Source organism: Pseudomonas sp. GP01-A4, assembly GCF_058780865.1.
Genome location: NZ_JBYSWF010000001.1, coordinates 296,276 through 317,059 on the forward strand (window position 1 = coordinate 296,276; position 20,784 = coordinate 317,059).

The 20,784-nt window shown below is 62.2% G+C and carries 25 protein-coding genes; 8 read left to right on the plus strand and 17 right to left on the minus strand.

All coding sequences use genetic code 11. The features are described 5' to 3' along the window. The first annotated feature begins 12 nt into the window (after window positions 1-12). Window positions 13-807, plus strand: a complete 795-nt coding sequence (locus tag AC3WKX_RS01400; protein WP_102370101.1) for a thiazole synthase — start codon at window positions 13-15, stop codon at window positions 805-807. A gap of 9 nt (window positions 808-816) precedes the next feature. Beyond that, window positions 817-1,542 (plus strand): tRNA (guanosine(46)-N7)-methyltransferase TrmB, encoded by a 726-nt coding sequence (gene trmB / locus AC3WKX_RS01405; RefSeq protein ID WP_102604119.1) that lies wholly within the window; start codon window positions 817-819, stop codon window positions 1,540-1,542. A gap of 138 nt (window positions 1,543-1,680) precedes the next feature. Here the strand turns inward: trmB and AC3WKX_RS01410 are convergent, their stop codons facing one another. The 9 genes from AC3WKX_RS01410 to AC3WKX_RS01450 all read right to left on the minus strand — a co-directional run bounded on the left by AC3WKX_RS01410 (window position 1,681) and on the right by AC3WKX_RS01450 (window position 8,441). After that, window positions 1,681-2,004, minus strand: coding sequence for a DUF3392 domain-containing protein (locus AC3WKX_RS01410; protein ID WP_003213776.1), 324 nt, complete (start codon window positions 2,002-2,004; stop codon window positions 1,681-1,683). Between the two features lie 19 nt (window positions 2,005-2,023). Continuing rightward, window positions 2,024-3,226 (minus strand): radical SAM family heme chaperone HemW, encoded by a 1,203-nt coding sequence (gene hemW / locus AC3WKX_RS01415; protein WP_102604120.1) that lies wholly within the window; start codon window positions 3,224-3,226, stop codon window positions 2,024-2,026. Beyond that, a complete protein-coding gene (gene rdgB / locus AC3WKX_RS01420; protein WP_008434161.1) occupies window positions 3,223-3,819 on the minus strand; it encodes an RdgB/HAM1 family non-canonical purine NTP pyrophosphatase in 597 nt (198 codons plus the stop codon). Before rdgB ends, hemW begins: the two co-directional genes overlap by 4 nt. Continuing rightward, the gene (locus tag AC3WKX_RS01425) at window positions 3,816-4,250 is read right to left on the minus strand and encodes a DUF4426 domain-containing protein (RefSeq protein WP_003213770.1); all 435 of its coding nucleotides are present in this window, start codon (window positions 4,248-4,250) and stop codon (window positions 3,816-3,818) included. Before AC3WKX_RS01425 ends, rdgB begins: the two co-directional genes overlap by 4 nt. Window positions 4,251-4,271: 21 nt before the next feature. Next, window positions 4,272-4,892 carry a methionine biosynthesis protein MetW gene (gene metW / locus AC3WKX_RS01430; RefSeq protein ID WP_003213768.1) on the minus strand — a complete coding sequence of 207 codons (621 nt, stop codon included), beginning with the start codon at window positions 4,890-4,892 and terminating at the stop codon, window positions 4,272-4,274. Window positions 4,893-4,917: 25 nt separating this feature from the next. Next, entirely contained in the window at window positions 4,918-6,060 is a 1,143-nt protein-coding gene (gene metX, locus AC3WKX_RS01435; protein WP_102604121.1) for a homoserine O-succinyltransferase MetX, read from the minus strand. A gap of 230 nt (window positions 6,061-6,290) precedes the next feature. Then, window positions 6,291-6,878, minus strand: coding sequence for a YggT family protein (locus AC3WKX_RS01440; protein ID WP_102604122.1), 588 nt, complete (start codon window positions 6,876-6,878; stop codon window positions 6,291-6,293). A gap of 24 nt (window positions 6,879-6,902) precedes the next feature. Continuing rightward, window positions 6,903-7,721, minus strand: coding sequence for a pyrroline-5-carboxylate reductase (gene proC, locus AC3WKX_RS01445; RefSeq protein ID WP_102604123.1), 819 nt, complete (start codon window positions 7,719-7,721; stop codon window positions 6,903-6,905). Between the two features lie 33 nt (window positions 7,722-7,754). Further along, window positions 7,755-8,441 (minus strand): YggS family pyridoxal phosphate-dependent enzyme, encoded by a 687-nt coding sequence (locus AC3WKX_RS01450; protein WP_008434154.1) that lies wholly within the window; start codon window positions 8,439-8,441, stop codon window positions 7,755-7,757. Window positions 8,442-8,498: 57 nt separating this feature from the next. On the opposite strand from AC3WKX_RS01450, the gene AC3WKX_RS01455 reads away from it, so the two are divergent. Then, window positions 8,499-9,533 (plus strand): type IV pilus twitching motility protein PilT, encoded by a 1,035-nt coding sequence (locus tag AC3WKX_RS01455; RefSeq protein WP_008434153.1) that lies wholly within the window; start codon window positions 8,499-8,501, stop codon window positions 9,531-9,533. Window positions 9,534-9,674: 141 nt separating this feature from the next. Here AC3WKX_RS01455 and AC3WKX_RS01460 read toward each other — a convergent pair whose 3' ends face one another. Further along, window positions 9,675-10,310 (minus strand): C40 family peptidase, encoded by a 636-nt coding sequence (locus AC3WKX_RS01460; protein WP_023659314.1) that lies wholly within the window; start codon window positions 10,308-10,310, stop codon window positions 9,675-9,677. 250 nt (window positions 10,311-10,560) lie between these two features. On the opposite strand from AC3WKX_RS01460, the gene AC3WKX_RS01465 reads away from it, so the two are divergent. Then, a complete protein-coding gene (locus tag AC3WKX_RS01465; RefSeq protein ID WP_003213752.1) occupies window positions 10,561-10,989 on the plus strand; it encodes an NINE protein in 429 nt (142 codons plus the stop codon). 134 nt (window positions 10,990-11,123) lie between these two features. Here AC3WKX_RS01465 and AC3WKX_RS01470 read toward each other — a convergent pair whose 3' ends face one another. The 7 genes from AC3WKX_RS01470 to gshB all read right to left on the minus strand — a co-directional run bounded on the left by AC3WKX_RS01470 (window position 11,124) and on the right by gshB (window position 17,127). Continuing rightward, a complete protein-coding gene (locus AC3WKX_RS01470; RefSeq protein WP_003213750.1) occupies window positions 11,124-12,395 on the minus strand; it encodes a dihydroorotase in 1,272 nt (423 codons plus the stop codon). Continuing rightward, window positions 12,392-13,396, minus strand: a complete 1,005-nt coding sequence (locus tag AC3WKX_RS01475) for an aspartate carbamoyltransferase catalytic subunit (protein ID WP_003213748.1) — start codon at window positions 13,394-13,396, stop codon at window positions 12,392-12,394. The genes AC3WKX_RS01470 and AC3WKX_RS01475 overlap by 4 nt, the downstream gene beginning before the upstream one ends. A gap of 24 nt (window positions 13,397-13,420) precedes the next feature. Further along, window positions 13,421-13,927 (minus strand): bifunctional pyr operon transcriptional regulator/uracil phosphoribosyltransferase PyrR, encoded by a 507-nt coding sequence (gene pyrR, locus AC3WKX_RS01480; protein WP_003213746.1) that lies wholly within the window; start codon window positions 13,925-13,927, stop codon window positions 13,421-13,423. Between the two features lie 72 nt (window positions 13,928-13,999). Next, complete coding sequence (gene ruvX, locus AC3WKX_RS01485; protein ID WP_003213744.1) at window positions 14,000-14,437, minus strand: Holliday junction resolvase RuvX; 438 nt, start codon at window positions 14,435-14,437, stop codon at window positions 14,000-14,002. Then, entirely contained in the window at window positions 14,437-15,006 is a 570-nt protein-coding gene (locus tag AC3WKX_RS01490; RefSeq protein WP_003213742.1) for a YqgE/AlgH family protein, read from the minus strand. Before AC3WKX_RS01490 ends, ruvX begins: the two co-directional genes overlap by 1 nt. A 190-nt stretch (window positions 15,007-15,196) precedes the next feature. Next, complete coding sequence (locus AC3WKX_RS01495; protein ID WP_003213740.1) at window positions 15,197-16,096, minus strand: energy transducer TonB; 900 nt, start codon at window positions 16,094-16,096, stop codon at window positions 15,197-15,199. Between the two features lie 77 nt (window positions 16,097-16,173). Beyond that, complete coding sequence (gene gshB, locus AC3WKX_RS01500; protein ID WP_003213738.1) at window positions 16,174-17,127, minus strand: glutathione synthase; 954 nt, start codon at window positions 17,125-17,127, stop codon at window positions 16,174-16,176. Window positions 17,128-17,366: 239 nt separating this feature from the next. Between gshB and pilG the strand changes: the two genes are divergently transcribed. Genes pilG through AC3WKX_RS01520 form a run of 4 tightly spaced genes read left to right on the plus strand, consistent with a single transcriptional unit; the run spans window position 17,367 to window position 20,772 of the window. Then, window positions 17,367-17,774 carry a twitching motility response regulator PilG gene (pilG, locus tag AC3WKX_RS01505; RefSeq protein WP_003213736.1) on the plus strand — a complete coding sequence of 136 codons (408 nt, stop codon included), beginning with the start codon at window positions 17,367-17,369 and terminating at the stop codon, window positions 17,772-17,774. A 47-nt stretch (window positions 17,775-17,821) separates the two neighbouring features. After that, window positions 17,822-18,187 (plus strand): twitching motility response regulator PilH, encoded by a 366-nt coding sequence (gene pilH, locus AC3WKX_RS01510; RefSeq protein ID WP_003213734.1) that lies wholly within the window; start codon window positions 17,822-17,824, stop codon window positions 18,185-18,187. A gap of 12 nt (window positions 18,188-18,199) precedes the next feature. Further along, window positions 18,200-18,724, plus strand: a complete 525-nt coding sequence (locus tag AC3WKX_RS01515; RefSeq protein WP_102604124.1) for a chemotaxis protein CheW — start codon at window positions 18,200-18,202, stop codon at window positions 18,722-18,724. Further along, window positions 18,721-20,772, plus strand: a complete 2,052-nt coding sequence (locus AC3WKX_RS01520) for a methyl-accepting chemotaxis protein (RefSeq protein WP_008434142.1) — start codon at window positions 18,721-18,723, stop codon at window positions 20,770-20,772. Before AC3WKX_RS01515 ends, AC3WKX_RS01520 begins: the two co-directional genes overlap by 4 nt. Window positions 20,773-20,784: the final 12 nt, after the last annotated feature.

Consider the following 20,784-nt stretch of genomic DNA (forward strand, 5'->3'; position numbering starts at 1 on the left):
CGAGGATTTCCCATGAGCATCGTTCGTAGCGACAAGCCTTTCGTCCTGGCCGGTCGTACCTTCCAGTCGCGTCTGCTGGTCGGCACCGGCAAGTACCGCGACATGGAAGAAACCCGCCTGGCCATCGAAGCCTCGGGCGCCGAGATCGTTACTTTCGCCGTGCGCCGCACCAACCTCGGCCAGATCGAGGGCGAGCCGAACCTGCTCGAAGTGCTGTCGCCGGATCGCTACACCTTCCTGCCGAACACCGCCGGTTGCTACGACGCCATCGAAGCCGTGCGCACCTGCCGCCTGGCCCGTGAGCTGCTCGACGGCCACAACCTGGTGAAGCTGGAAGTGCTGGCCGACCAGAAAACCCTGTTCCCCAACGTGATCGAAACCCTCAAGGCCGCCGAGACCCTGGTCAAGGAAGGTTTCGACGTGATGGTCTACACCAGCGACGACCCGATCATCGCCCGCCAACTGGCCGAAATCGGCTGCATCGCGGTGATGCCGCTGGCCGGTCTGATCGGTTCCGGCCTGGGTATCTGCAATCCGTACAACCTGCAGATCATCCTTGAAGAAGCCAAGATCCCGGTGCTGGTGGATGCGGGCGTGGGCACTGCCTCCGACGCCACCATCGCCATGGAACTGGGTTGCGATGCGGTGCTGATGAACTCGGCCATCGCCCATGCGCAGCAGCCGGTCCTGATGGCTGAAGCCATGAACCACGCAATTGTCGCCGGCCGCCTGGCGTACCTCGCCGGGCGCATGCCGAAAAAACTTTACGCCAGCGCCTCCTCGCCGCTGGATGGTCTGATCAAGTAAGAGCCATTGATGACTGAATCAAACGAAACGCCGAACACCCTGGAAGAAGGCGACGAGTCCAAGCACCGCCGCATCAAGAGTTTTGTGATGCGCGCCGGTCGCATGACCGAGGGCCAGCAAAAGGGCCTGGAGCAGGGCACGCCGCTGTTCGTCCTGCCGCTGGCAGACGCGCCGGTGGATTACGACCAGGTGTTTGGCCGCTCGGCACCACGCTCCCTGGAGATTGGCTTCGGCATGGGCCATTCCCTGCTGGAAATGGCCGCGGCTTCGCCGGAGCAGGATTTTATCGGGGTTGAAGTACACCGTCCGGGTGTTGGCGCGCTGCTGAACGGCGTGCTGACTCAGGGCCTGACCAACCTGCGGGTCTACGACTGCGACGCGATCGAAGTGCTCAACCGCTGCATCGCCGACAACAGCCTCGACCGCCTGATGCTGTTCTTCCCGGACCCCTGGCACAAGAGCCGTCACCACAAGCGCCGCATCGTCCAGGCTTCCTTCGCGGAACTGGTGCGCAGCAAGCTGAAAGTGGGCGGCATCCTGCACATGGCCACCGACTGGGAACCGTATGCCGAGTACATGCTGGAAGTGATGAACGTCGCCCCTGGCTACCGCAACCTGGCGGAAGATGGCAAATGCGTCCCGCGCCCGGCCGAGCGGCCGATCACCAAGTTCGAACGTCGCGGCGAGCGACTCGGGCATGGGGTTTGGGATTTGAAGTTCGAGAAGCTGGCGTAGTTAGCTCGAAAGCTGAAATGCAATCAACTGTGGGAGCTGGCTTGCCTGCGATCGCATCACCTCGGTATCACTGATACACCGAGGTGTCTGCATCGCAGGCAAGCCAGCTCCCACATTTTGTTTTGTGTGGGGCTTGAGTCAGCGGCGATCCGCCACCACCCCAATCAACACCAGCACCACCAACAACACCGGCGCCAGGCTGTAGTTGTTGAACTGGCTCAACCCGCGAACAATCCACGGCGTGGCATAGATCAGCGCAGCGCCGCTGCCGATCATGCACACCAGCGCCATCAGCGGCACGCGCAGCGCACCCGCGATGCTGCCCAGCCGTGCTTCGACCCAGCCCTTGATGTCGGCGCCAAACAGCACCAGCAGGCAACCTACCAACGCCAGGGAGATTTCCGATAGGTTGCTGCGGCTCCAGCGGGATACGGTGGCGAGCAGGTCGAGTACCAGATCCATTTGATTTCCTTAAGAGCAATCAGCTCAAAAACTTCTGCAGCAGGTCATTGAGAAAGAGTTGCCCGCGGTCGGTGGCCGCCAGGCGTGACGGTTCGACCTGCATTAAGCCACTTTGTTCTGCCTCACGACGGGCCTCATCGAGACTCGCCAGCTCAAGGCCGGTGCGCTCGGCATAAAGCCTGGCTTCGACACCGTCGGTGAGGCGCAGGGCGTTCATCAGGAACTCGAACGGTAGCTCTTCGTTGGTCAGTTCTTTCGCGCCGGCCTGGTAGTTTTTCGCCGGGTTGAGGTAGTCCTTCGGCGCCCGGGTTTTCCAGGTGCGCACGATGCGCCCATCCGGATGGCTGAGCTTGCCGTGGGCACCGGCGCCGATGCCGATAAAATCGCCAAAGCTCCAGTAGTTCAGGTTATGCCGCGCCGGCCGGCCCGGTTGGGCGTAGGCCGAGACTTCGTACTGGGCGTAACCGTGTTCGGCGAGCAGCGCCTGGCCGGCTTCCTGGATGTCCCACAGGGTGTCGTCTTCCGGCAGCACGGGCGGCTGGTTCCAGAACACGGTGTTGGGTTCCAGGGTCAGTTGATACCAGGACAGATGCGTGGGCTTTAGGGCAATGGCCTGGCGCAGGTCGCCCAGGGCGTCCTCCAGGGACTGATCGGGCAAACCGTGCATCAAGTCCAGGTTGAAGTTGTCGAACCCGGCCTGGCGCGCCATGCCGGCGGCACGCACGGCTTCGTCACCGTTGTGGATGCGGCCCAGGGCTTCGAGTTTTTCCTGCTGGAAACTCTGGATGCCAATCGACAGCCGATTGATCCCCAGCTTGCGGTACGCCACGAACTTCTCTTGCTCGAAGGTACCGGGGTTGGCTTCCAGGGTGATTTCGATATCGCCGGCAAACGGGATGCGCGCTTCCACGCCCTTGAGCAACCGGCCCAGGGCAACGGCGCTGAACAGGCTCGGGGTGCCGCCGCCGAAAAAGATCGAACTCAGCTCACGGCCGTACACTGCATGCAGGTCCTGATCGAGGTCGGCCAGCAACGCGTCGACGTACTCTTCCTCCGGCAGCACCTTGCTGGCGGTGTGGGAGTTGAAGTCGCAATAGGGGCATTTGCGCACGCACCACGGGATGTGGATATACAGCGCCAGGGGCGGCAGGTGAGACAGGGCCGCCCGAGGTGTTTGCGCGCCACCGAGAATCAGTGGCTGCGCGGAGGTGTTCTGAGTCATTTCAGGCCCAGGCGCTGGCGCAGCAAATCCATTGCGCGGGCGCGGTGGCTGATCTGGTTCTTGTCGGCCGGGCTCAATTCGGCGCTGGAGACATTGCGCTCCGGCACCCAGAACAGCGGGTCGTAGCCAAACCCGTGCTCGCCGCTGGCCGCATGCAGGATGCGACCGTGCCACAAGCCTTCGCAGAGGATCGGCAATGGATCATCGGCGTGACGCACCAGGGCCAGCACGCAGACGAACTGCGCGCCGCGCATCGCGTCGGGCACGTCCTTGAGGGCGTCCAGCAGCTTGGCGTTGTTGGCCGCGTCGCCTTTACCGTCGGCGTAACGTGCCGAGTAGATGCCAGGCGCGCCGCCCAGGAAGTCCACGGCCAGGCCCGAATCGTCAGCCAGTGCCGGCAGGCCGGAAATACGCGCGGCGTTGCGGGCCTTGAGGATGGCGTTCTCGACAAACGACAGGCCGGTCTCTTCCGGCTCTACCTGGCTGAACTCGCCAATCGAGCGCAGTTGCACCGAGTCGCCGAGCATGGCCTGGAGTTCTTTGAGCTTGCCGGCGTTATGGCTGGCCAGTACGAGTTGAGTAAGGTTCATCATTGCGCCGGAAACAGTTCCTGGTTGAAACTGAAACCGTGGGCTTTGCCACCGGTTTCAACGTTGATGGTGAAAATCTTGGTTTCCTGCTGCGGCACCGGGTACTGGGCGACGTAAAGCGTAGAACCTTTCTGGGTGATTTTCTTGAACGTCAGCATCTCGCTCTTGCCGCCCAGATCCTTGATTGTGCCGGTAACGGTGGCGTCTATCGATTCGACGCCCTTGTTTACGAACACGTTGATCATGCCCAGCTCTTTGCTGCGTACGATCCCGGCTTCCTGAGCCATTTCCGGCGTCAGGAAGCTGGTGGTCAGGGTGTTGTAGTGCACCGTGATATCGCCGAATTCTTTCTGGCGATTACCGTCGATAACATCCGCCGCCATAGCGCTGACGCTCAGGCACGCGGTGAGTAGAAAAACAGCCAGGCGACTCATGATCGTCCTCCTTGAAAATGGTTAGACGGCAATCTGGTGGTCCGTCAGGCCCGGGCTGCTGACCCGGTAGATCCCGATCTCACCCAGCAGGTTGGGCCATAGCTTACTCGCCCAGCCGTGACGATGCTGTTGATCGACGGCAAGGCGGTTGATGACTTTGGCTTCGCGCTCGCCGCACAGCGCTTCGAAGTCTTCAAAGGTGCAGAAGTGGATGTTGGGCGTGTTGTACCAGGTGTAGGGCAGGAAGTCCGACACCGGCATGCGGCCCTTGGTGGCCAGGTACCAGCGGCAGCGCCAGTGGCCGAAATTGGGGAAGGTGATAATGCACTGGCGGCCGACGCGCAACATTTCGTCGAGGATCCGGTCCGGGTAGTGCACGGCTTGTAGCGCCTGGGTCATGACCACGATGTCGAAGCTGTTGCTGGCAAAGTTGCCGAGGCCCTTGTCCAGGTCCTGCTCGATCACGTTGATGCCCTTGGCCACGCACTGGGCGATGTTGTCCGGGTCGTTTTCCAGGCCATAGCCGGTGACTTGCTTGTTGTCGCGCAGCCAGCTCAGCAGTTCGCCATCGCCGCAACCCAAGTCGAGCACGCGGCTGCCGGCGGGGATCCAGTCTTGGATGATTTCCAGGTCGGCTCTCATGGCGTTCTCCCAAAGCGTAAGCAATTCATATAAGCGCTATTCGGTTCATGTAGTTGCCAAAGGCCTGCAAGTAACGCGGGATCGGGATCAGGAAGGCGTCGTGGCCTTGCGGTGCGTCGATCTCCAGGTAGCAGACGTCTTTCTTGGCGGCCATCAGCGCATCCACCAATTCCCGCGAGCGGGCCGGGGAGAAGCGCCAGTCGGTGGTGAACGACATCACGCAGAACTTGGCGGTGGCCGCCTCGAAGGTGCGCGCCAGGTCATCGTCGAAATTCGCCGCCGGGTCGAAGTAGTCCAGGGCCTTGGTCATCAGCAGGTAGGTGTTGGCGTCGAAACGCCCGGAAAACTCCTCGCCCTGATAACGCAGGTAGCTCTCGACCTGGAATTCGACGCTGTGGAAGTCGTAGTTGAGCTTCTCGCTCTTGAGGCCACGGCCGAATTTCTCGCCCATGGAGTCATCCGACAGGTAGGTGATGTGCCCGACCATGCGCGCGAGCATCAGCCCGCGCTTGGGGATCACGCCCGCTTCCTGGAACGAACCGCCGTGGAACTCGGGGTCGGTCAGGATCGCCTGGCGCGCCACTTCGTTGAAGGCGATGTTCTGCGCCGACAGCTTGGGGGCCGAGGCGATGGCCAGGCAATGGCGCACGCGGTCCGGGTAGGTGATGGTCCATTGCAGGGCCTGCATGCCGCCCAGGCTGCCGCCGATCACGGCGGCCCATTGGGCGATGCCCAGTACGTCGGCCAGGCGCGCCTGGCTGTGCACCCAGTCTTCCACGGTCAGCACCGGGAAATCGGCGCCAAACGGCTTGCCGGTTTCCGGGTTGAGGCTGCTGGGGCCGGTGGAGCCGTTGCAGCCGCCGAGGTTGTTCAGGCTGACCACGAAGAACTTGTTAGTGTCGATGGGCTTGCCGGGGCCGATGCAGCTGTCCCACCAGCCGGGCTTGCGCTCGTCCATGCTGTGGAAACCCGCAGCGTGGTGGTGGCCGGACAGGGCGTGGCAGATCAGCACGGCGTTGCTGGCCGTAGCGTTCAGTTGGCCATAGGTTTCATAGATCAGGTCGTAGGCGGGCAGCGAACGGCCGCAGGCCAGGGCCAGCGGTTCGCTGAAGTGCGCCACTTGGGGCACGACCAGTCCAACAGAATCGGGGGGGAAGGCAGTTGGCATCGACCCTGCTCTCGTTTAAATGAGGCGTAAGTCTAAAGACCGCTGCACCCAGCGGCAAGCAAAGGCCTGCGGCTGGTGTTTTTAAGGCTTTTTGTGGCGAGGAAGCTTGCTCCCGCTGGAGCGCGAAGCGGTCCCGGTCCGGTTGCCGCGATTTCGCAGATGCAACGCGGTCGGCCGTTTTGGGGCTGCTGCGCAGCCCAGCGGGAGCAAGCTCCCTCGCCACATTGTCGTCAGATCAGACCGAACAGTTCTTTGGGCATGAATGCATAGAACGCCAAACGTGGAATCACCCAGCTTTGCAGCAACTGGATCGCGATAAACGCGAAGATCGGCGAGATGTCCAGGCCACCCAGGTTAGGTACCAGGCGACGGAACGGTGCCAGCACCGGCTCAGTGATCTGTGCCACCAATTCGGCACCCGGGCTGCGGCTGCCCGGAGCGACCCAGGACAGGATCACGCTGATGATCATCGACCAGAAAATGATCTTCAGGAACAGCGAGAAGATCCCGATCAAGGCCCACGGCAGCAACAGCAGCGTGGTGGCCTGATAGCCATTGAGCATCAGGATGACTGCGAACAGCAGGATCTGCAGCAGCAGCGCCAATACCAGCGACGACATGTCCAGGCCGAACAGGCTCGGGATCACCCGACGCAGAGGCTTGAGCAGCGGCTGCGTGGCCTTTACCACGAACTGGCACAGCGGGTTGTAGAAGTTCGCCCGCACCAGTTGCAGGATAAAACGCATCAGCACGATCAGCAGGTACAGGCTGCCCAGGGTCTGGATGATGAAAATGGCAGCGTCATTGATTCCGAGCATGTTTGATTCCTATGTGGGGGACGACTATTTGCCCAGCTGCTCGGCCATTTCGGCCGAACGATGTGCTGCGGCACCCAGTGCTTTTTCCACCAGGGCTTCAAAGCCCCCGGCCTGGAATGATTCGATTGCCGCCTGGGTCGTGCCGCCCGGCGAGGTCACGCGACGGCGCAACTCGGCCGCGTCGACATCGCTGGTCACGGCCATCTGCGCGGCGCCCAGTGCGGTCTGCTCGGCCAGTTGCTCGGCGACTTCCTGCGGCAGGCCGAGTTTCACGCCAGCGGCGGTCATGGCCTCGATCAGCAGGAAGAAATACGCCGGGCCACTGCCGGAGACGGCGGTGACGGCGTCCAGTTGCTGCTCTTGTTCCAGCCACACGGCGAGACCTACGGCGGACAGCAGCTCTTGTGCCTGGTCGCGCTGTTGGGCAGTGACTTCGGACGTGGCGTACAAGCCGCTCACACCTTTGCGCAGCAGCGCCGGGGTGTTGGGCATGCAGCGCACAATCGGCTGGGCGCCGAGCCAGTTGTTCATGCTGGCGCAAGTGATGCCGGCGGCGATGGACACCACCAGTTGATGGGGCTTGAGGCTTGGGCGCAGGCTTTCGCACACGGCTTTCATGGCTTGTGGCTTGACCGCCAGCACTACCACGTCCACGCCTTCAATCGCTTCTGCGTTGTCGGCGAAGGTGTCGATGCCGTGCTCGGCGCTGACGCGGGAGCGGGTGTCGGCGCCCGGGTCGCTGGCGCGAATCTGTTGTGCTTCCAGGCCCTTGGCCCGCAGGCCGCCGATCAGGCTGGCCGCCATGTTGCCGGCGCCGATAAAGGCAATACGCGTGTTGCTCATGACAGGTCCTTACTCAGATGGAAGTCAGCCATTTCAAGGCTGGCCATAGTCGCGGGCACCAAACAGGGCGGTACCGATCCGCACCCAGGTGGCCCCTTGGGCGATGGCCGACTCAAGGTCATGGCTCATGCCCATGGAAAGTGTGTCGAGCCCCAGGTCGAGGCTCGCTTGCAGGTCGCGCACGGTGGCGAAGGCTGCGTCTTGCTCTGCACGGTCGTCGGTCGGCTCGGGAATCGCCATCAGGCCGCGCAGCTTCAGGCGCGGCAGGGCGCTGATGGCTTCGGCCAGGGCGGGCAGGTCGGCGGGTGTACAGCCGGACTTGCTGGCTTCGCCACTGACGTTGACCTGGATGCAGATATTCAGCGGCGGCAGGTCAGCCGGGCGTTGTTCGGACAGGCGTTGTGCGATTTTCAGGCGGTCCACGGAATGCACCCAGGCGAAGTTCTCGGCGATCGCACGAGTCTTGTTCGATTGAATGGGGCCGATGAAGTGCCAACTCAAGGGCAGGTCGGTTAATTCGGCCTGTTTGCCCAGGGCTTCCTGCAGATAGTTCTCGCCAAAGTCACGCATCCCGGCGGCATAGGCTTCGCGCACGGCCTGTGCGGGTTTGGTCTTGCTCACGGCCAGCAGGTGCACGCTGCCTGCGTCGCGCTGCGCGGCCTCGGCGGCTGCCCGGATCCGCTCGGAAACCAGGCCGATGTTGTCTGCTATGGTCGACATTCAAGTTGCGCCCGTGGATATGGAGTCCGCGGCATTCTACTGGAAATGGAAAGCCCTATGGATATCACTGAACTGCTGGCCGCCGGCGTACGCCTGCGGGCCTCCGACCTGCATCTGTCGGCGGGGTTGGCGCCGATGCTGCGAGTGGATGGCGAGGTCTGGCCACTCGATTGGCCTGTACTTGCGCCGGTGCAAGTGGCGGCGTTGCTCAGCCCTTTGCTGAACAATCACCAGCAAAAGGATTTCGAAACATCTCTTGAAACGGATTTTGCCTTCGAGTTGCCCGAGGTGGCGCGGTTTCGGGTGAATGTGTTCCAGCAGCACCGGGGCATGGGCGCGGTGTTTCGTACCATCCCCTCAACCGTGCAGAGCCTGGAACACCTGGGGTTGGGCGAGGTGTTCCGGCGCATCGCAGACTTGCCCCGGGGGCTGGTGCTGGTCACCGGGCCGACCGGTTCCGGCAAGTCCACCACCCTGGCAGCGATGATCGACTACCTCAACACCCATCGTCGCCAGCACATCCTCACCCTTGAAGACCCGATCGAGTTTATCCACCAACCGAAAAATGCCCTGATCAACCAGCGACAGGTGCATCGCGATACCCACAGTTTCTCGGCGGCCCTGCGTTCGGCATTGCGGGAGGACCCGGATGTGATCCTGGTTGGCGAATTGCGAGACCTGGAAACCATTCGGCTCGCGCTGACGGCGGCGGAAACCGGGCACCTGGTGTTTGGCACGTTGCACACCACGTCGGCGGCTAAAACCGTGGACCGGGTGGTGGATGTGTTTCCGGCGGGGGAAAAGACCATGGTCCGCTCGATGCTCTCGGAGTCATTGCAGGCGGTGGTGTCCCAGGTGCTGGTGAAGAAGGTCGGCGGCGGGCGGGTGGCGGCTCACGAAATCATGCTCGGCACGCCGGCGATACGTAACCTGATCCGCGAGGACAAGGTGGCGCAGATGTATTCTGCGATCCAGACGGGTGGGGCGCTGGGGATGACGACGCTGGACATGAGTTTGAAGGCGTTGGTCAGCCAGGGGCTGATCAGCCGGGAACATGCCCGGGAGAAGGCGAGGGTGCCTGGGGATATTTAAGGTCGCGTGGGCGATGAAAAACTAATGTGGGAGCGGGCTTGCTCGCGAATGCGGTGTATCAGTCAAGCATGTATCGACTGACACTCCGCATTCGCGAGCAAGCCCGCTCCCACACAAGCCTGCTCTCACATCAGCCTGATATCAGCGCTGCACAATCCGCAGGTTGTTCTGTTCTTTAGGCAGGACACGCTTGGCAATCACGTAGTTCTTGTCCCAGAACGGCTTCTTCAGCGTATCGATGCTCACGGACTTGCCACGACGCGGTGCGTGGATGAAACGGTCGTTGCCCAGGTAGATGGCAACGTGGTTCACCTGGCGGCTCTTCAGTTTGAAGAACAGCAGGTCACCCGGTTTCAAATCCTTGCGCTCAACCTTCAGCCCGTGGCCGGCGGCCATGGCGTTGGAAGTGCGCGGCAAATCCACGGCTTTTACGTCGTTAAACGCATATTTCACCAAACCACTGCAGTCGAACCCTTTACTTGGGCTGCTGCCGCCCCAACGATAAGGAGTACCGAGCACGTTGACGGCACGGCTGAGGACGTTGCTGCTTTGCTTGGTGTTGACGGCCATCAGCCCTGGCGCTGCATTACCGTGGGCCTTGCTCAGTTGAGTCGGGCGCTTCACGGTCAGCTTTACCGATTTGGCGGAGCTGGTGGTGGCGTGAACTTTAGGGGTGAAACCGTTAACGTTGGGAAGTCGTTGCTCACGATTGGTGGCGTGGGCGGCCAGTGGCATTAATAGGCAAATGGTTAGCCATGTCTTGAAAAATGGTCGCATTAGGCGTGGCTCTTTTTGGTTTGCGCGCAACTTTATAACAGCTTTTTGTGTCGTGCTAAGGCCGTTTGTCGACTGAACCCTGGGGTCAAATTCAGGAAAACCGTGACGAATTGCCGCGATTGTCCTACACAAGTCAGGCGGTATAAGGCTTTGAGGGAAGCGAAGATACCATTTGCCGCATGTCGGGCGCCCGTAAAAAAGTCACAAAGAAACCAGAAATATTTATCTATCGAGGCTAAAGAGGTACTCCATGAACACCTATCGACAGGATGTTTCGCAACAAGACACCCACAGCAAGGTGATCGGCTACCTGCTTTGGATTTTCGGTTTTACCGGTGCTCACCGCTTTTATTACGGCAAGCCGGTGACCGGGACGATCTGGTTTTTCACCTTCGGTTTGTTCGGGATTGGCTGGTTGATCGACTTGTTCCTGATTCCGGCAATGGACCGCGAAGCGGACCTGCGATTTACCGCCGGGCCGATCGAGTACAACGTGGCCTGGATTCTGTTGGCGTTCCTGGGTGTGTTCGGTTTGCACCGCATGTATCAGGGCAAATGGATCAGCGGGATCATTTACCTGCTGACCGGGGGCTTGTTCCTGATCGGGGTGCTGTATGACTTCTGGACGCTGAATACGCAGATTTCGATCCGCAATGCCGAGCGCAACGGCGGCCGATAAGATGTGTGAAGATCCAAATGTGGGAGCGGGCTTGCTCGCGAATGCGATGTGTCAGTCGACATCTCTATTGACTGACCCACCGCTTTCGCGAGCAAGCCCGCTCCCACATTTACTGTGCCCACTCTGGATTGGATTCAAGCCTGGTAGCTGATCCGCCCATCCACCAGCGTGTAACGCACAGTCGCCGGCAGGCTATGGCCGATGAATGGGCAGTTTTCACCCTTGGACAGCCAGTGTTCCCCGGCAATCGTGGAGCTGGCCGGATCAAACAGCACCAGGTCCGCCGCCGAGCCCACCGCCAGCTTGCCCGCCGGCAGGCGCAGCGCCTCGGCAGGGCCCGCACTGAGACGCGCCAGCAGGGTCGGCAGGTCCAGCAAACCATCTTCCACCAACGTCATTGCCAGCGGCAGCAACAGCTCGACGCTGCTGATACCTGGCTCCGTCGCGCCGAACGGCGCCAGCTTGGCATCCCGCTCGTGGGGTTGGTGATGGCTGGAAATCGCCGAAACCACCCCGGACTTCACCGCCGCCCGCAAACCGTCACGGTCAGCGCGGGTACGCAGTGGCGGCTGCACGTGATACAGGCTGGAGAAGTCGATCAGCGCCTCATCCGTCAGAATCAGCTGATACAGCGCCACATCCGCCGTCACCGGCAATCCGCGGGCTTGGGCCTGAGCGATCAGGGCCACGCCGCGAGCGCTGGTCAGCTGGCTGAAGTGCGCGCGTACGCCGCTTTGTTCCACCAGCAGCAGGTCGCGGGCCAGGGCCACGGTCTCGGCGGTTTCCGGGATGCCCGGCAGGCCGAGGAAGCTCGCGGTGGCGCCTTCGTGGGCCAGGCCGCCTTCGGCCAGGTCACGGTCCTGGGAGTGGAAAATCACGGTCAGGTCGAAAGTCGCCGCATATTCCAGCGCACGGCACAGGGTGCGGGTGCTGCGAAAGCTCTCCAGGCCGTTGCCGAAGGCCACGCAGCCTGCGTCGCGCAGGGCGATCAGCTCGGCCAGTTGTTCGCCGTCCAGGCCTTTGCTCAGGGCGCCGATGGGGAACACTTTGCAGTTGCCGGCTTCGCGGGCGCGGTCGAGGATCAGTTCGGTCACCGCCGAGGTGTCCAGCACCGGTTTGGTGTGGGGCGGGCAGCACAGGCTGGTCACGCCACCGGCAGCGGCGGCGCGGGTTTCGCTGGTGATGTTGCCCTTGCGGCTGTAGCCCGGCTCACGCAGGGCGACGTTCAGGTCAACCAGGCCAGGCGCGGCGATCAGGCCTTTGGCGTCGATAGTTTCGCTGGCGCTGAAGCCTGCGGGTGCGGCGCCGATGGCAATGATCTTGCCGGCTTCCAGGTGCAGATCGGTGACTTGATCCAGGCCGCTGGCCGGATCGATGACTCGGGCGCCGAGAATGCTGAGCTTCACTGGGCGTTCTCCTGCTCGAATTGACGTTGCGCGGTTTGCCCGCTCATGGCCATGGACAACACCGCCATGCGGATGGCGATGCCGTACGTGACCTGGTTGAGAATCACCGACTGCGCGCCATCGGCCACCGCCGACTCAATCTCCACGCCACGGTTGATTGGCCCCGGGTGCATCACGATGGCGTCCGGCTTGGCGCCGGCCAGGCGTGCGGTGGTCAGGCCGAACAGGCGATAGAACTCGCCTTCGCTCGGCAGCAGGCCGCCCGCCATACGCTCGCGCTGCAGGCGCAGCATGATCACCACGTCCACATCCTTGAGGCCCTCGGCCATGTCGGTGTAGACCTTCACGCCGTACTGCTCGATGCCGATCGGCAGCAGGGTCTTGGGGGCGATCACGCGGATGTCCGGGCAACCCAGGGTTTTCAGGGCCAGCATGTTCGAGCGTGCAACCCGCGAGTGCAGGATGTCGCCGACAATGGCCACCGAGAGGTTTTCAAAGCTGCCCTTGTGCCGCCGGATGGTCAGCATGTCGAGCATGCCCTGGGTCGGGTGGGCGTGACGGCCGTCGCCGCCGTTGATGATCGCCACATTCGGGCACACGTGCTCGGCGATGAAGTGCGCAGCACCGGAATCGCCGTGGCGCACCACGAACATGTCGGCCGCCATGGCTTCCAGGTTGCGCAGGGTGTCGAGCAGGGTTTCGCCCTTGCTCGCCGACGAGGTGGACACGTTCAGCGTGATCACGTCAGCCGACAGGCGTTGGGCCGCCAGTTCAAAGGTGGTGCGGGTGCGGGTCGAGTTCTCGAAGAACACGTTGCAGATGGTCTTGCCGCGCAGCAACGGGACTTTCTTCACCGCCCGGCCGCCGACTTCGAGAAACGAGTCGGCCGTGTCGAGGATTTCGGTGAGCAGTTCGCGGGGCAAGCCGTCGAGGGACAGGAAGTGTTGCAGCTGGCCCTGAGCATTGAGCTGCAGCGGGCGCTTGGCATCTAGAGGCGTCATCGCGGGGACTCTTTACAAGGCGGTTTAAAGGGCAAGGTCTTGCAGTTCGAGTTCGAGCGGCGTGGGACCGGACAATTTTACCCGCTGGTGGGCTTCCAGGGACAGGGTGGCGCCGACCACGTCCGGGCTGATCGGCAATTCGCCGGCATCCAGGTCCAGCAAACAGACCAGGGTCACGCTGGCCGGGCGGCCGTAGTCGAACAGTTCGTTCATCGCGGCGCGGATGGTGCGACCACTCATCAGCACGTCATCGATCAGCACCAGGTGCTGGCCTTCGATCTCGAAGGGCAGGGCCGAGGGGCGCACTTGCGGGTGCAGGCCGTTCTGGCTGAAGTCGTCACGGTAGAAAGACACGTCCAGGGTGCCCAGGGGCGAGTCGCTGCCCAGTTCTTCCAGCAGCGCCTGGGCCACCCAGACGCCACCGGTGCGGATGCCGATAAAGCGCGGCTCGCTGATGGCACGGTGTTCCAGGTGCGCCTTGAGGCGGATCGCCATCTGGCTGATCAGGTCGGCGGGATTGGGCAGGCTCATGGGTGCTCCTTCTAGGCCTCGCGCAGGCAAGGTCCGGGCTCAAACGTAAGAAGACGCGGCAAGCCGCGTCAGTCAGGATTCAAATAAAGCGGTGTTTTCATCCAGCCAGCCCTGCAACAGCAGGGCCGCGGCGATGGCATCCACCGGGTTGTCGCGGTAACTGCCTTTCTGCCCGCCACGGTCACGGCGCTCGCCCTTGGCTTCGAACGTGGTCAGGCGTTCGTCGTGGGTATAGAAGGGCAGGTTGTAGCGGCCGTTCAGGCGGCGGGCGAACTTTTCGGCCCGCAGGCACATCTCGCTCGGGGTGCCGTCCATGTTCAGCGGCAGGCCGACCACCACGGCGTCGGGCTTCCACTCCTTGATCAGGGCTTCGACCTGGTTCCAGTCCGGCACGCCGTTCTGGGCCTTCAGGGTGCACAGCTCGCGGGCCTGGCCGGTAATCACCTGGCCGACGGCGACGCCGATCTGTTTGGTGCCGTAGTCGAAACCGAGGATCAGACGCAAGGCCATCAGGCGTGCCCCGCCTGGCTGGTCAGCAGGCTGAGGTTGATCCGCAGCTTGGCGGCGGCCGCTTCCAGGCGCAGTTCGCTGGGGGTGTTGAACAGGATGTCGGCATCGAACGGGCAGGTCAGCCAGGCATTGCTCGCCAGCTCCGCCTCCAGTTGCCCGGCTTCCCAGCCGGCGTAGCCGAGGGTGATCACACTTTGATCAGGCCCCACGCCGTCGGCAATCGCGAACAGGACGTCCTGGGACGTGGACAGGGACAACCCTTCAAGGTCCACGGTCGCCTGGAATTTCGGCCCGGTGGGGTGCAGCACAAAACCCCGGTCCGTCTGCACCGGCCCGCCGATGTAGATCGGTACGTGCTGGCAGCTGGCGGGTGGGTCGATGTCCGGGCGCAGTTGCTCGAGGATATCGGCCAGGTTGAGGTCTTGCGGGCGGTTGACCACCAACCCCATCGCACCATTGGCGGTGTGCTCGACGATGTAGGTCAAGGTCTGCGCAAAGTTCGGGTCGGCCATATGGGGCATGGCGATCAGGAATTGGTGCTTGAGGTAGGTCGGGCTGACATTTTTCATGTCCGCTAGTGTGGCGTTGGAGGGGCGAACTGACAAGCTGAGGATGCGCAGGAATTGGTTTGGCGTGTTGATTCTCTGTAGGAGCGAGCTTGCTTGCGAAAAACCTGAGAGCGCCGGGTTAAGCCAGAAAGCCCGCGTTATCGTTAACGATCTTCGCGAGCAAGCTCGCTCCTACAGAAAGCAGGGTTGGTTAGTTGCTCGACAGCCGATCACCCTTGGCAAAGCGCCAGGTGCGAATGATTTCCAGGCGGTCGATGTCGTTCAGGTCCCCGGTAAACGGCGCAAAAGGCGCCGCCAGGCGCACGATGCGTTGCGCTGCCTGGTCCAGCAGCGGTTGGCCGGAGGACTCCAGCACCTGCACCTCGTACAAGGTGCCGTCGCGGTTGATCGACACCAGCAGTCGCAAATTGCCGTAGATCTGCTGGCGACGGGCTTCGTCCGGGTAGTTCAGGTTGCCGATGCGCTCGACCTTCTTGCGCCACTCATCCTTATACCAGGCGCCTTTGTCGCGCATGGTGGAGGCGGCGTTGAGGCGGTAGATCCGCGGGCGCTTGGCGTACAGCTGTTGTTCGTGGGCCAGTTCGGCTTCCAGGCTGGAGATCTCACTGGAGAGTTGCGAGCTGTCAAAAGTCGGGGCCGGCGGGGCAGGCGTGGGTTCGGTCTTGGCCTTTTCGCGCTGGGTCGGGGCTTTTTGCGGCTTGGGCGCCACGGTGGTGACCGCCGCCTTGGGGGCGGCCTGTTTCACCTCCGGCTTGGGCGCCGGCGGTGGCGTGACCTTATTGACCTTGTTGTCCTGGAATGGCGCGACTTCAGTGGTCTTGGGCACGGCCTTCTTGTCGAGGGTGCCGCTGCCTTGCTGGTTGTCCTGGGCGAGAAAGTCGGCTTTTTCGGGCTTTTTTTCGCTTTTGAACGTGGCGAGGGTGATTTCCAGGGTCTTGGTGATCTGCTTGGGTTCGGCAAAGGTGAAGCCCAGGCCGAGGATCAGCGCCAGGTGAATCAACGCCGCCAGAAACAGGGTAAATCCGAGCCGATCAGCCGGGCGCACGCCGCTGTGGGAGAGTTCGGGGGGCAGATCGGACGGGAGCGTCATGACAAGAAAACCAACATCGCGCGTTTCACAGGTGGCGCATGATAACGCAATGTTGGTTTGTGTCCGGCTGTTCTATGTCACTTGGCTTGTAGCTTGGCGGCAATCGCAGCCATCAGCATTTCGCCGATGTTCGTGCCAAATGCGTTGTCGATCTCGCGAATACAGGTCGGGCTGGTGACGTTGATTTCGGTGAGGTTCTCGCCGATTACGTCCAGGCCTACGAACAGCAAGCCTTTTTCGCGCAGGGTCGGGCCGACTTGGGCTGCAATCCAGCGATCCTTGTCCGTCAGCGGGCGGGCTTCACCCCGGCCACCGGCGGCCAGGTTGCCGCGGGTCTCGCCGGCGGCCGGAATGCGCGCCAGGCAGTAAGGCACCGGCTCGCCGTCGATCATCAGGATGCGCTTGTCGCCGTCCTTGATCGCCGGAATGTAGGCCTGGCCCATGATCTGCTGGGTGCCCAGCGCAGTCAGGGTCTCCAGGATCACCGACAGGTTCGGGTCGCCGGCGCGGTGGCGGAAGATCGAGGTACCGCCCATGCCGTCCAGCGGCTTGAGGATCACATCGCCGTGCTTGGCGGCGAATTCACGCAGCACATCGGCGCGGCGGCTGACCACGGTCGGCGGCGTGCACTGCGGGAACAGCGTGGCGAACAGCTTTTCATTGCAGTCGCGCAGGCTCTGGGGCTTGTTGACGATCAGCACGCCCGCGCGCTCGGCCTGCTCCAGCAGGTAGGTGGAGTAGACGAACTCCATGTCGAACGGCGGATCCTTGCGCATCAGGATCACGTCGAGGTCGCTCAGGGGGCTGTCGATTTCGTCTTGCAGCTCGAACCACTTCTCGGGGTTGGCAAACACCTGCAGGGGACGCATCCGCGCCCGCGCTTCACCGTCGCCCTGGTAAAGGTCCGGCTGCTCCATATAGAACAGGCTCCAGCCGCGGGCCTGGGCGGCCAGCAGCATGGCCAGCGAGCTGTCCTTTTTATAGGAAATGCTGGCGATAGGGTCCATGACAATGCCGACGCGAACGCTCATGGGGGATTTCCTCTAGCAAATAAGGGCGCATAAAAGTGGCGTCAGAGTGGCGCTGCGGCTGTTGTGGGTCAAGGAAAAACCACCACGCGGGTCGGCCGATAGATTGCGTTCTGAGACTGTGCTAAAAAGGCTGCCATGGCACATCAGCCCTTGAATTCCGAGGCTTTTGGCGCTCGTCCTGTGCAACATCAGGCAGTACACACCGAAAACCTATTCGCTGTGGCGATGGTAGAGCAGATATGGAACAGCATTCCAACGCCTTGAAAGTGATGGTGATCGACGATTCGAAAACGATTCGCCGCACGGCCGAAACACTGTTGAAGAACGTAGGGTGCGACGTCATCACGGCCATCGACGGTTTCGATGCCCTGGCCAAGATTGTTGACCATCATCCACACATTATCTTTGTCGACATCATGATGCCGCGCCTGGATGGCTATCAGACCTGCGCGCTGGTGAAGAACAACCCGGCGTTCAAGTCGATCCCGGTAATCATGCTGTCCTCCAAGGATGGTCTGTTCGACAAGGCCAAGGGGCGCATCGTCGGCTCTGATCAGTTTTTGACCAAGCCTTTCAGCAAGGAAGAACTGCTGAGCGCGATCAAGGCCTATGTACCGGGCTTCGCCGCAGTAGAACAAGCACACTGACGGGGGCCCCACGAGGGCTTGCGTCTACTAGATAAGTGGGGAAAACCATGGCACGTGTTCTGATCGTCGACGATTCGCCGACTGAAATGTACAAACTGACCGAAATGCTCGAAAAGCACGGTCACACCGTCCTCAAGGCCCAGAACGGCGGCGATGGCGTTGCGCTGGCCCGTCAGGAAAAGCCGGATGCGGTGCTGATGGATATCGTGATGCCGGGCCTCAATGGCTTCCAGGCCACCCGTCAGTTGACCAAAGATGCCGAGACCAGCCACATCCCGGTGATCATCATCACCACCAAGGATCAGGAAACCGACAAGATCTGGGGCGAGCGCCAGGGCGCCAAGGATTACCTGACCAAGCCGGTAGACGAAGAAACCCTGATCGCCACCCTGAACAAGGTGCTGGCCGGCTGACGGCACGTTCCCATGACCGAGTCGCAAACCGCCTTCGAGCTGCTGCTGGACATCGACCGCCGCTGCCGCTTGCTGGCTGCCGACCTGCCGTCCCAGGAAACCCGGCTGCTCAGCTGGAGTGGGATCGGGTTTCGCCTGGGCGAACACTGGTACGTTGCGCCCATGGGCGAGGTGGCGGAAGTGCTGCACGAACCGCGCTGTACCTTGATGCCCGGGGTCAAGCCGTGGATCAAGGGCGTGGCCAACCTGCGCGGGCGCTTGCTGCCGGTGATGGACCTGGGCGGTTTCCTTGGCCTTGAGCTGTCGGTGGCGCGCAAACAACGGCGGGTGCTGGTGGTGGAGTATCAGGACGTGTTTGTCGGCCTGTTGGTGGACGAGGTGGTGGGCATGCAGCATTTCGCACAAGACGCGTTGTCGACGAGCACCGCAGGCGGCGCGCCGTTTATCCAGGGCCAGTTCGACGGCGACCAGCTGTGGCAGGTCTTCAGCCCCTTCGCCCTGGCCCAGGCTCCAGGTTTCATGGATGTCGCCGTATGAGTACCGTCACCCCGGTCAAACCCCAGGAAGCCTCCCGCAGCCGCTCGCAGATCATCGTGCTGTTTATCGCGCTGATCGTGTTCATCATGCTGCTGTTCGCCAACTTCGCGTACCTCAACACCCAGTCCACCTACGACAAACAGTACATCGGCCACGCCGGTGAGCTGCGGGTGCTGTCCCAGCGCATCGCCAAGAACGCCACCGAGGCTGCCGCCGGCAAGGCGGCGGCGTTCAAGCTGCTGGGGGATGCGCGCAACGATTTTGCCCAGCGCTGGGGTTACCTGAAAAAAGGCGACCCGGCCACCGGCCTGCCCGCTGCACCCACCGCCGTGCGTGCCGAAATGCGCGCCGTGCAGACCGACTGGGAAGCGCTGCTGAAAAACGCCGATGCGATTCTGGCCAGCGAGCAAACGGTGCTGTCGCTGCATCAAGTGGCCGCGACCCTGGCGGAAACCGTTCCGCAGTTGCAGATGGAGTCGGAAAAGGTTGTCGATATTCTGCTGCAACGCGGCGCACCGGCCAGCCAGGTAGCGTTGGCCCAGCGCCAGTCATTGCTGGCCGAACGCATCCTGGGGGCAGTGAACACTGTGCTCGCGGGGGACGAGACTGCCGTGCAGGCCGCCGATGCCTTTGGCCGCGATGCCAACCGTTTTGGCGTGGTGCTCAGTGGCATGCTCAACGGCAATCCCGGGCTGCGCATCACCCAGGTTGAAGACCACGACGCCCGCGCCCGGTTGGCGGAGATTTCTGAGCTGTTCGAATTCGTCTCCGGTTCCGTGGACGAAATCCTCGAGACCTCGCCGCAGCTGTTCCAGGTGCGCGCCTCGGCGAGCAATATCTTCAACCTGTCGCAAACCCTGCTGGACGAAGCCTCGCACCTGGCCACCGGCTTTGAAAACCTGGCGGACGGGCGCACTTTCGACACCATCGGCGGCTACGTGCTGGGCTTGCTGGCGCTGGCCTCGATCATCCTGATCGGCCTGGTGATGGTCCGCGAGACCAACCGCCAGTTGCGGGAAACCGCCGAGAAGAACGAGCGCAACCAGAACGCGATCATGCGCCTGCTGGATGAGATTGAAGACTTGGCCGACGGCGACCTGACCGTCACCGCCTCGGTCACCGAAGACTTCACCGGCACCATTGCCGACTCCATCAACTATTCCGTGGACCAACTGCGCGACCTGGTGGCCACCATCAACCTCACTGCCGGCCAGGTGGCTGGTGCGGTGCAGGACACCCAGGCCACCGCCATGCACCTGGCCCAAGCGTCGGAGCATCAGGCACAGCAGATTGCCGAAGCGTCCACGGCGATCAACCAGATGGCCCAGTCCATCGACCAGGTGTCGGCCAACGCCGCCGAATCTTCGGCAGTGGCCGAGCGTTCGGTAGAGATTGCCAACAAGGGCAACGAGGTGGTGCACAACACCATCCACGGCATGGACAACATTCGCGAACAGATCCAGGACACCGCCAAGCGCATCAAGCGCCTGGGGGAATCGTCCCAGGAAATTGGCGACATCGTCAGCCTGATCGATGACATCGCCGAGCAGACCAACATCCTCGCGCTCAACGCCGCGATCCAGGCGAGCATGGCCGGTGATGCCGGGCGTGGTTTTGCGGTGGTGGCCGATGAGGTACAGCGCCTTGCCGAGCGTTCTTCGGCGGCGACGCGGCAGATCGAAACCCTGGTGCGAGCGATCCAGACGGATACCAACGAAGCCGTGATTTCCATGGAGCAGACCACCACCGAAGTGGTGCGCGGTGCGCGGCTGGCCCAGGACGCCGGGGTAGCGCTGGAAGAGATCGAAGGCGTGTCGAAAACCCTGGCGGCGCTGATCCAGAGTATCTCCAACGCGGCGCAGCAGCAGACGTCGTCGGCGGGGCAGATTTCCCTGACGATGAACGTGATCCAGCAGATCACCACTCAGACTTCGTCGGGCTCTACGGCCACTGCCGAGAGCATCGGCAACCTGGCAAAAATGGCCAGTCAGTTGCGGCGGTCGGTGTCGGGGTTCACCTTGCCGGCGGCGAAGCGGGTGGATGAGTGAAATGCGCCCTCG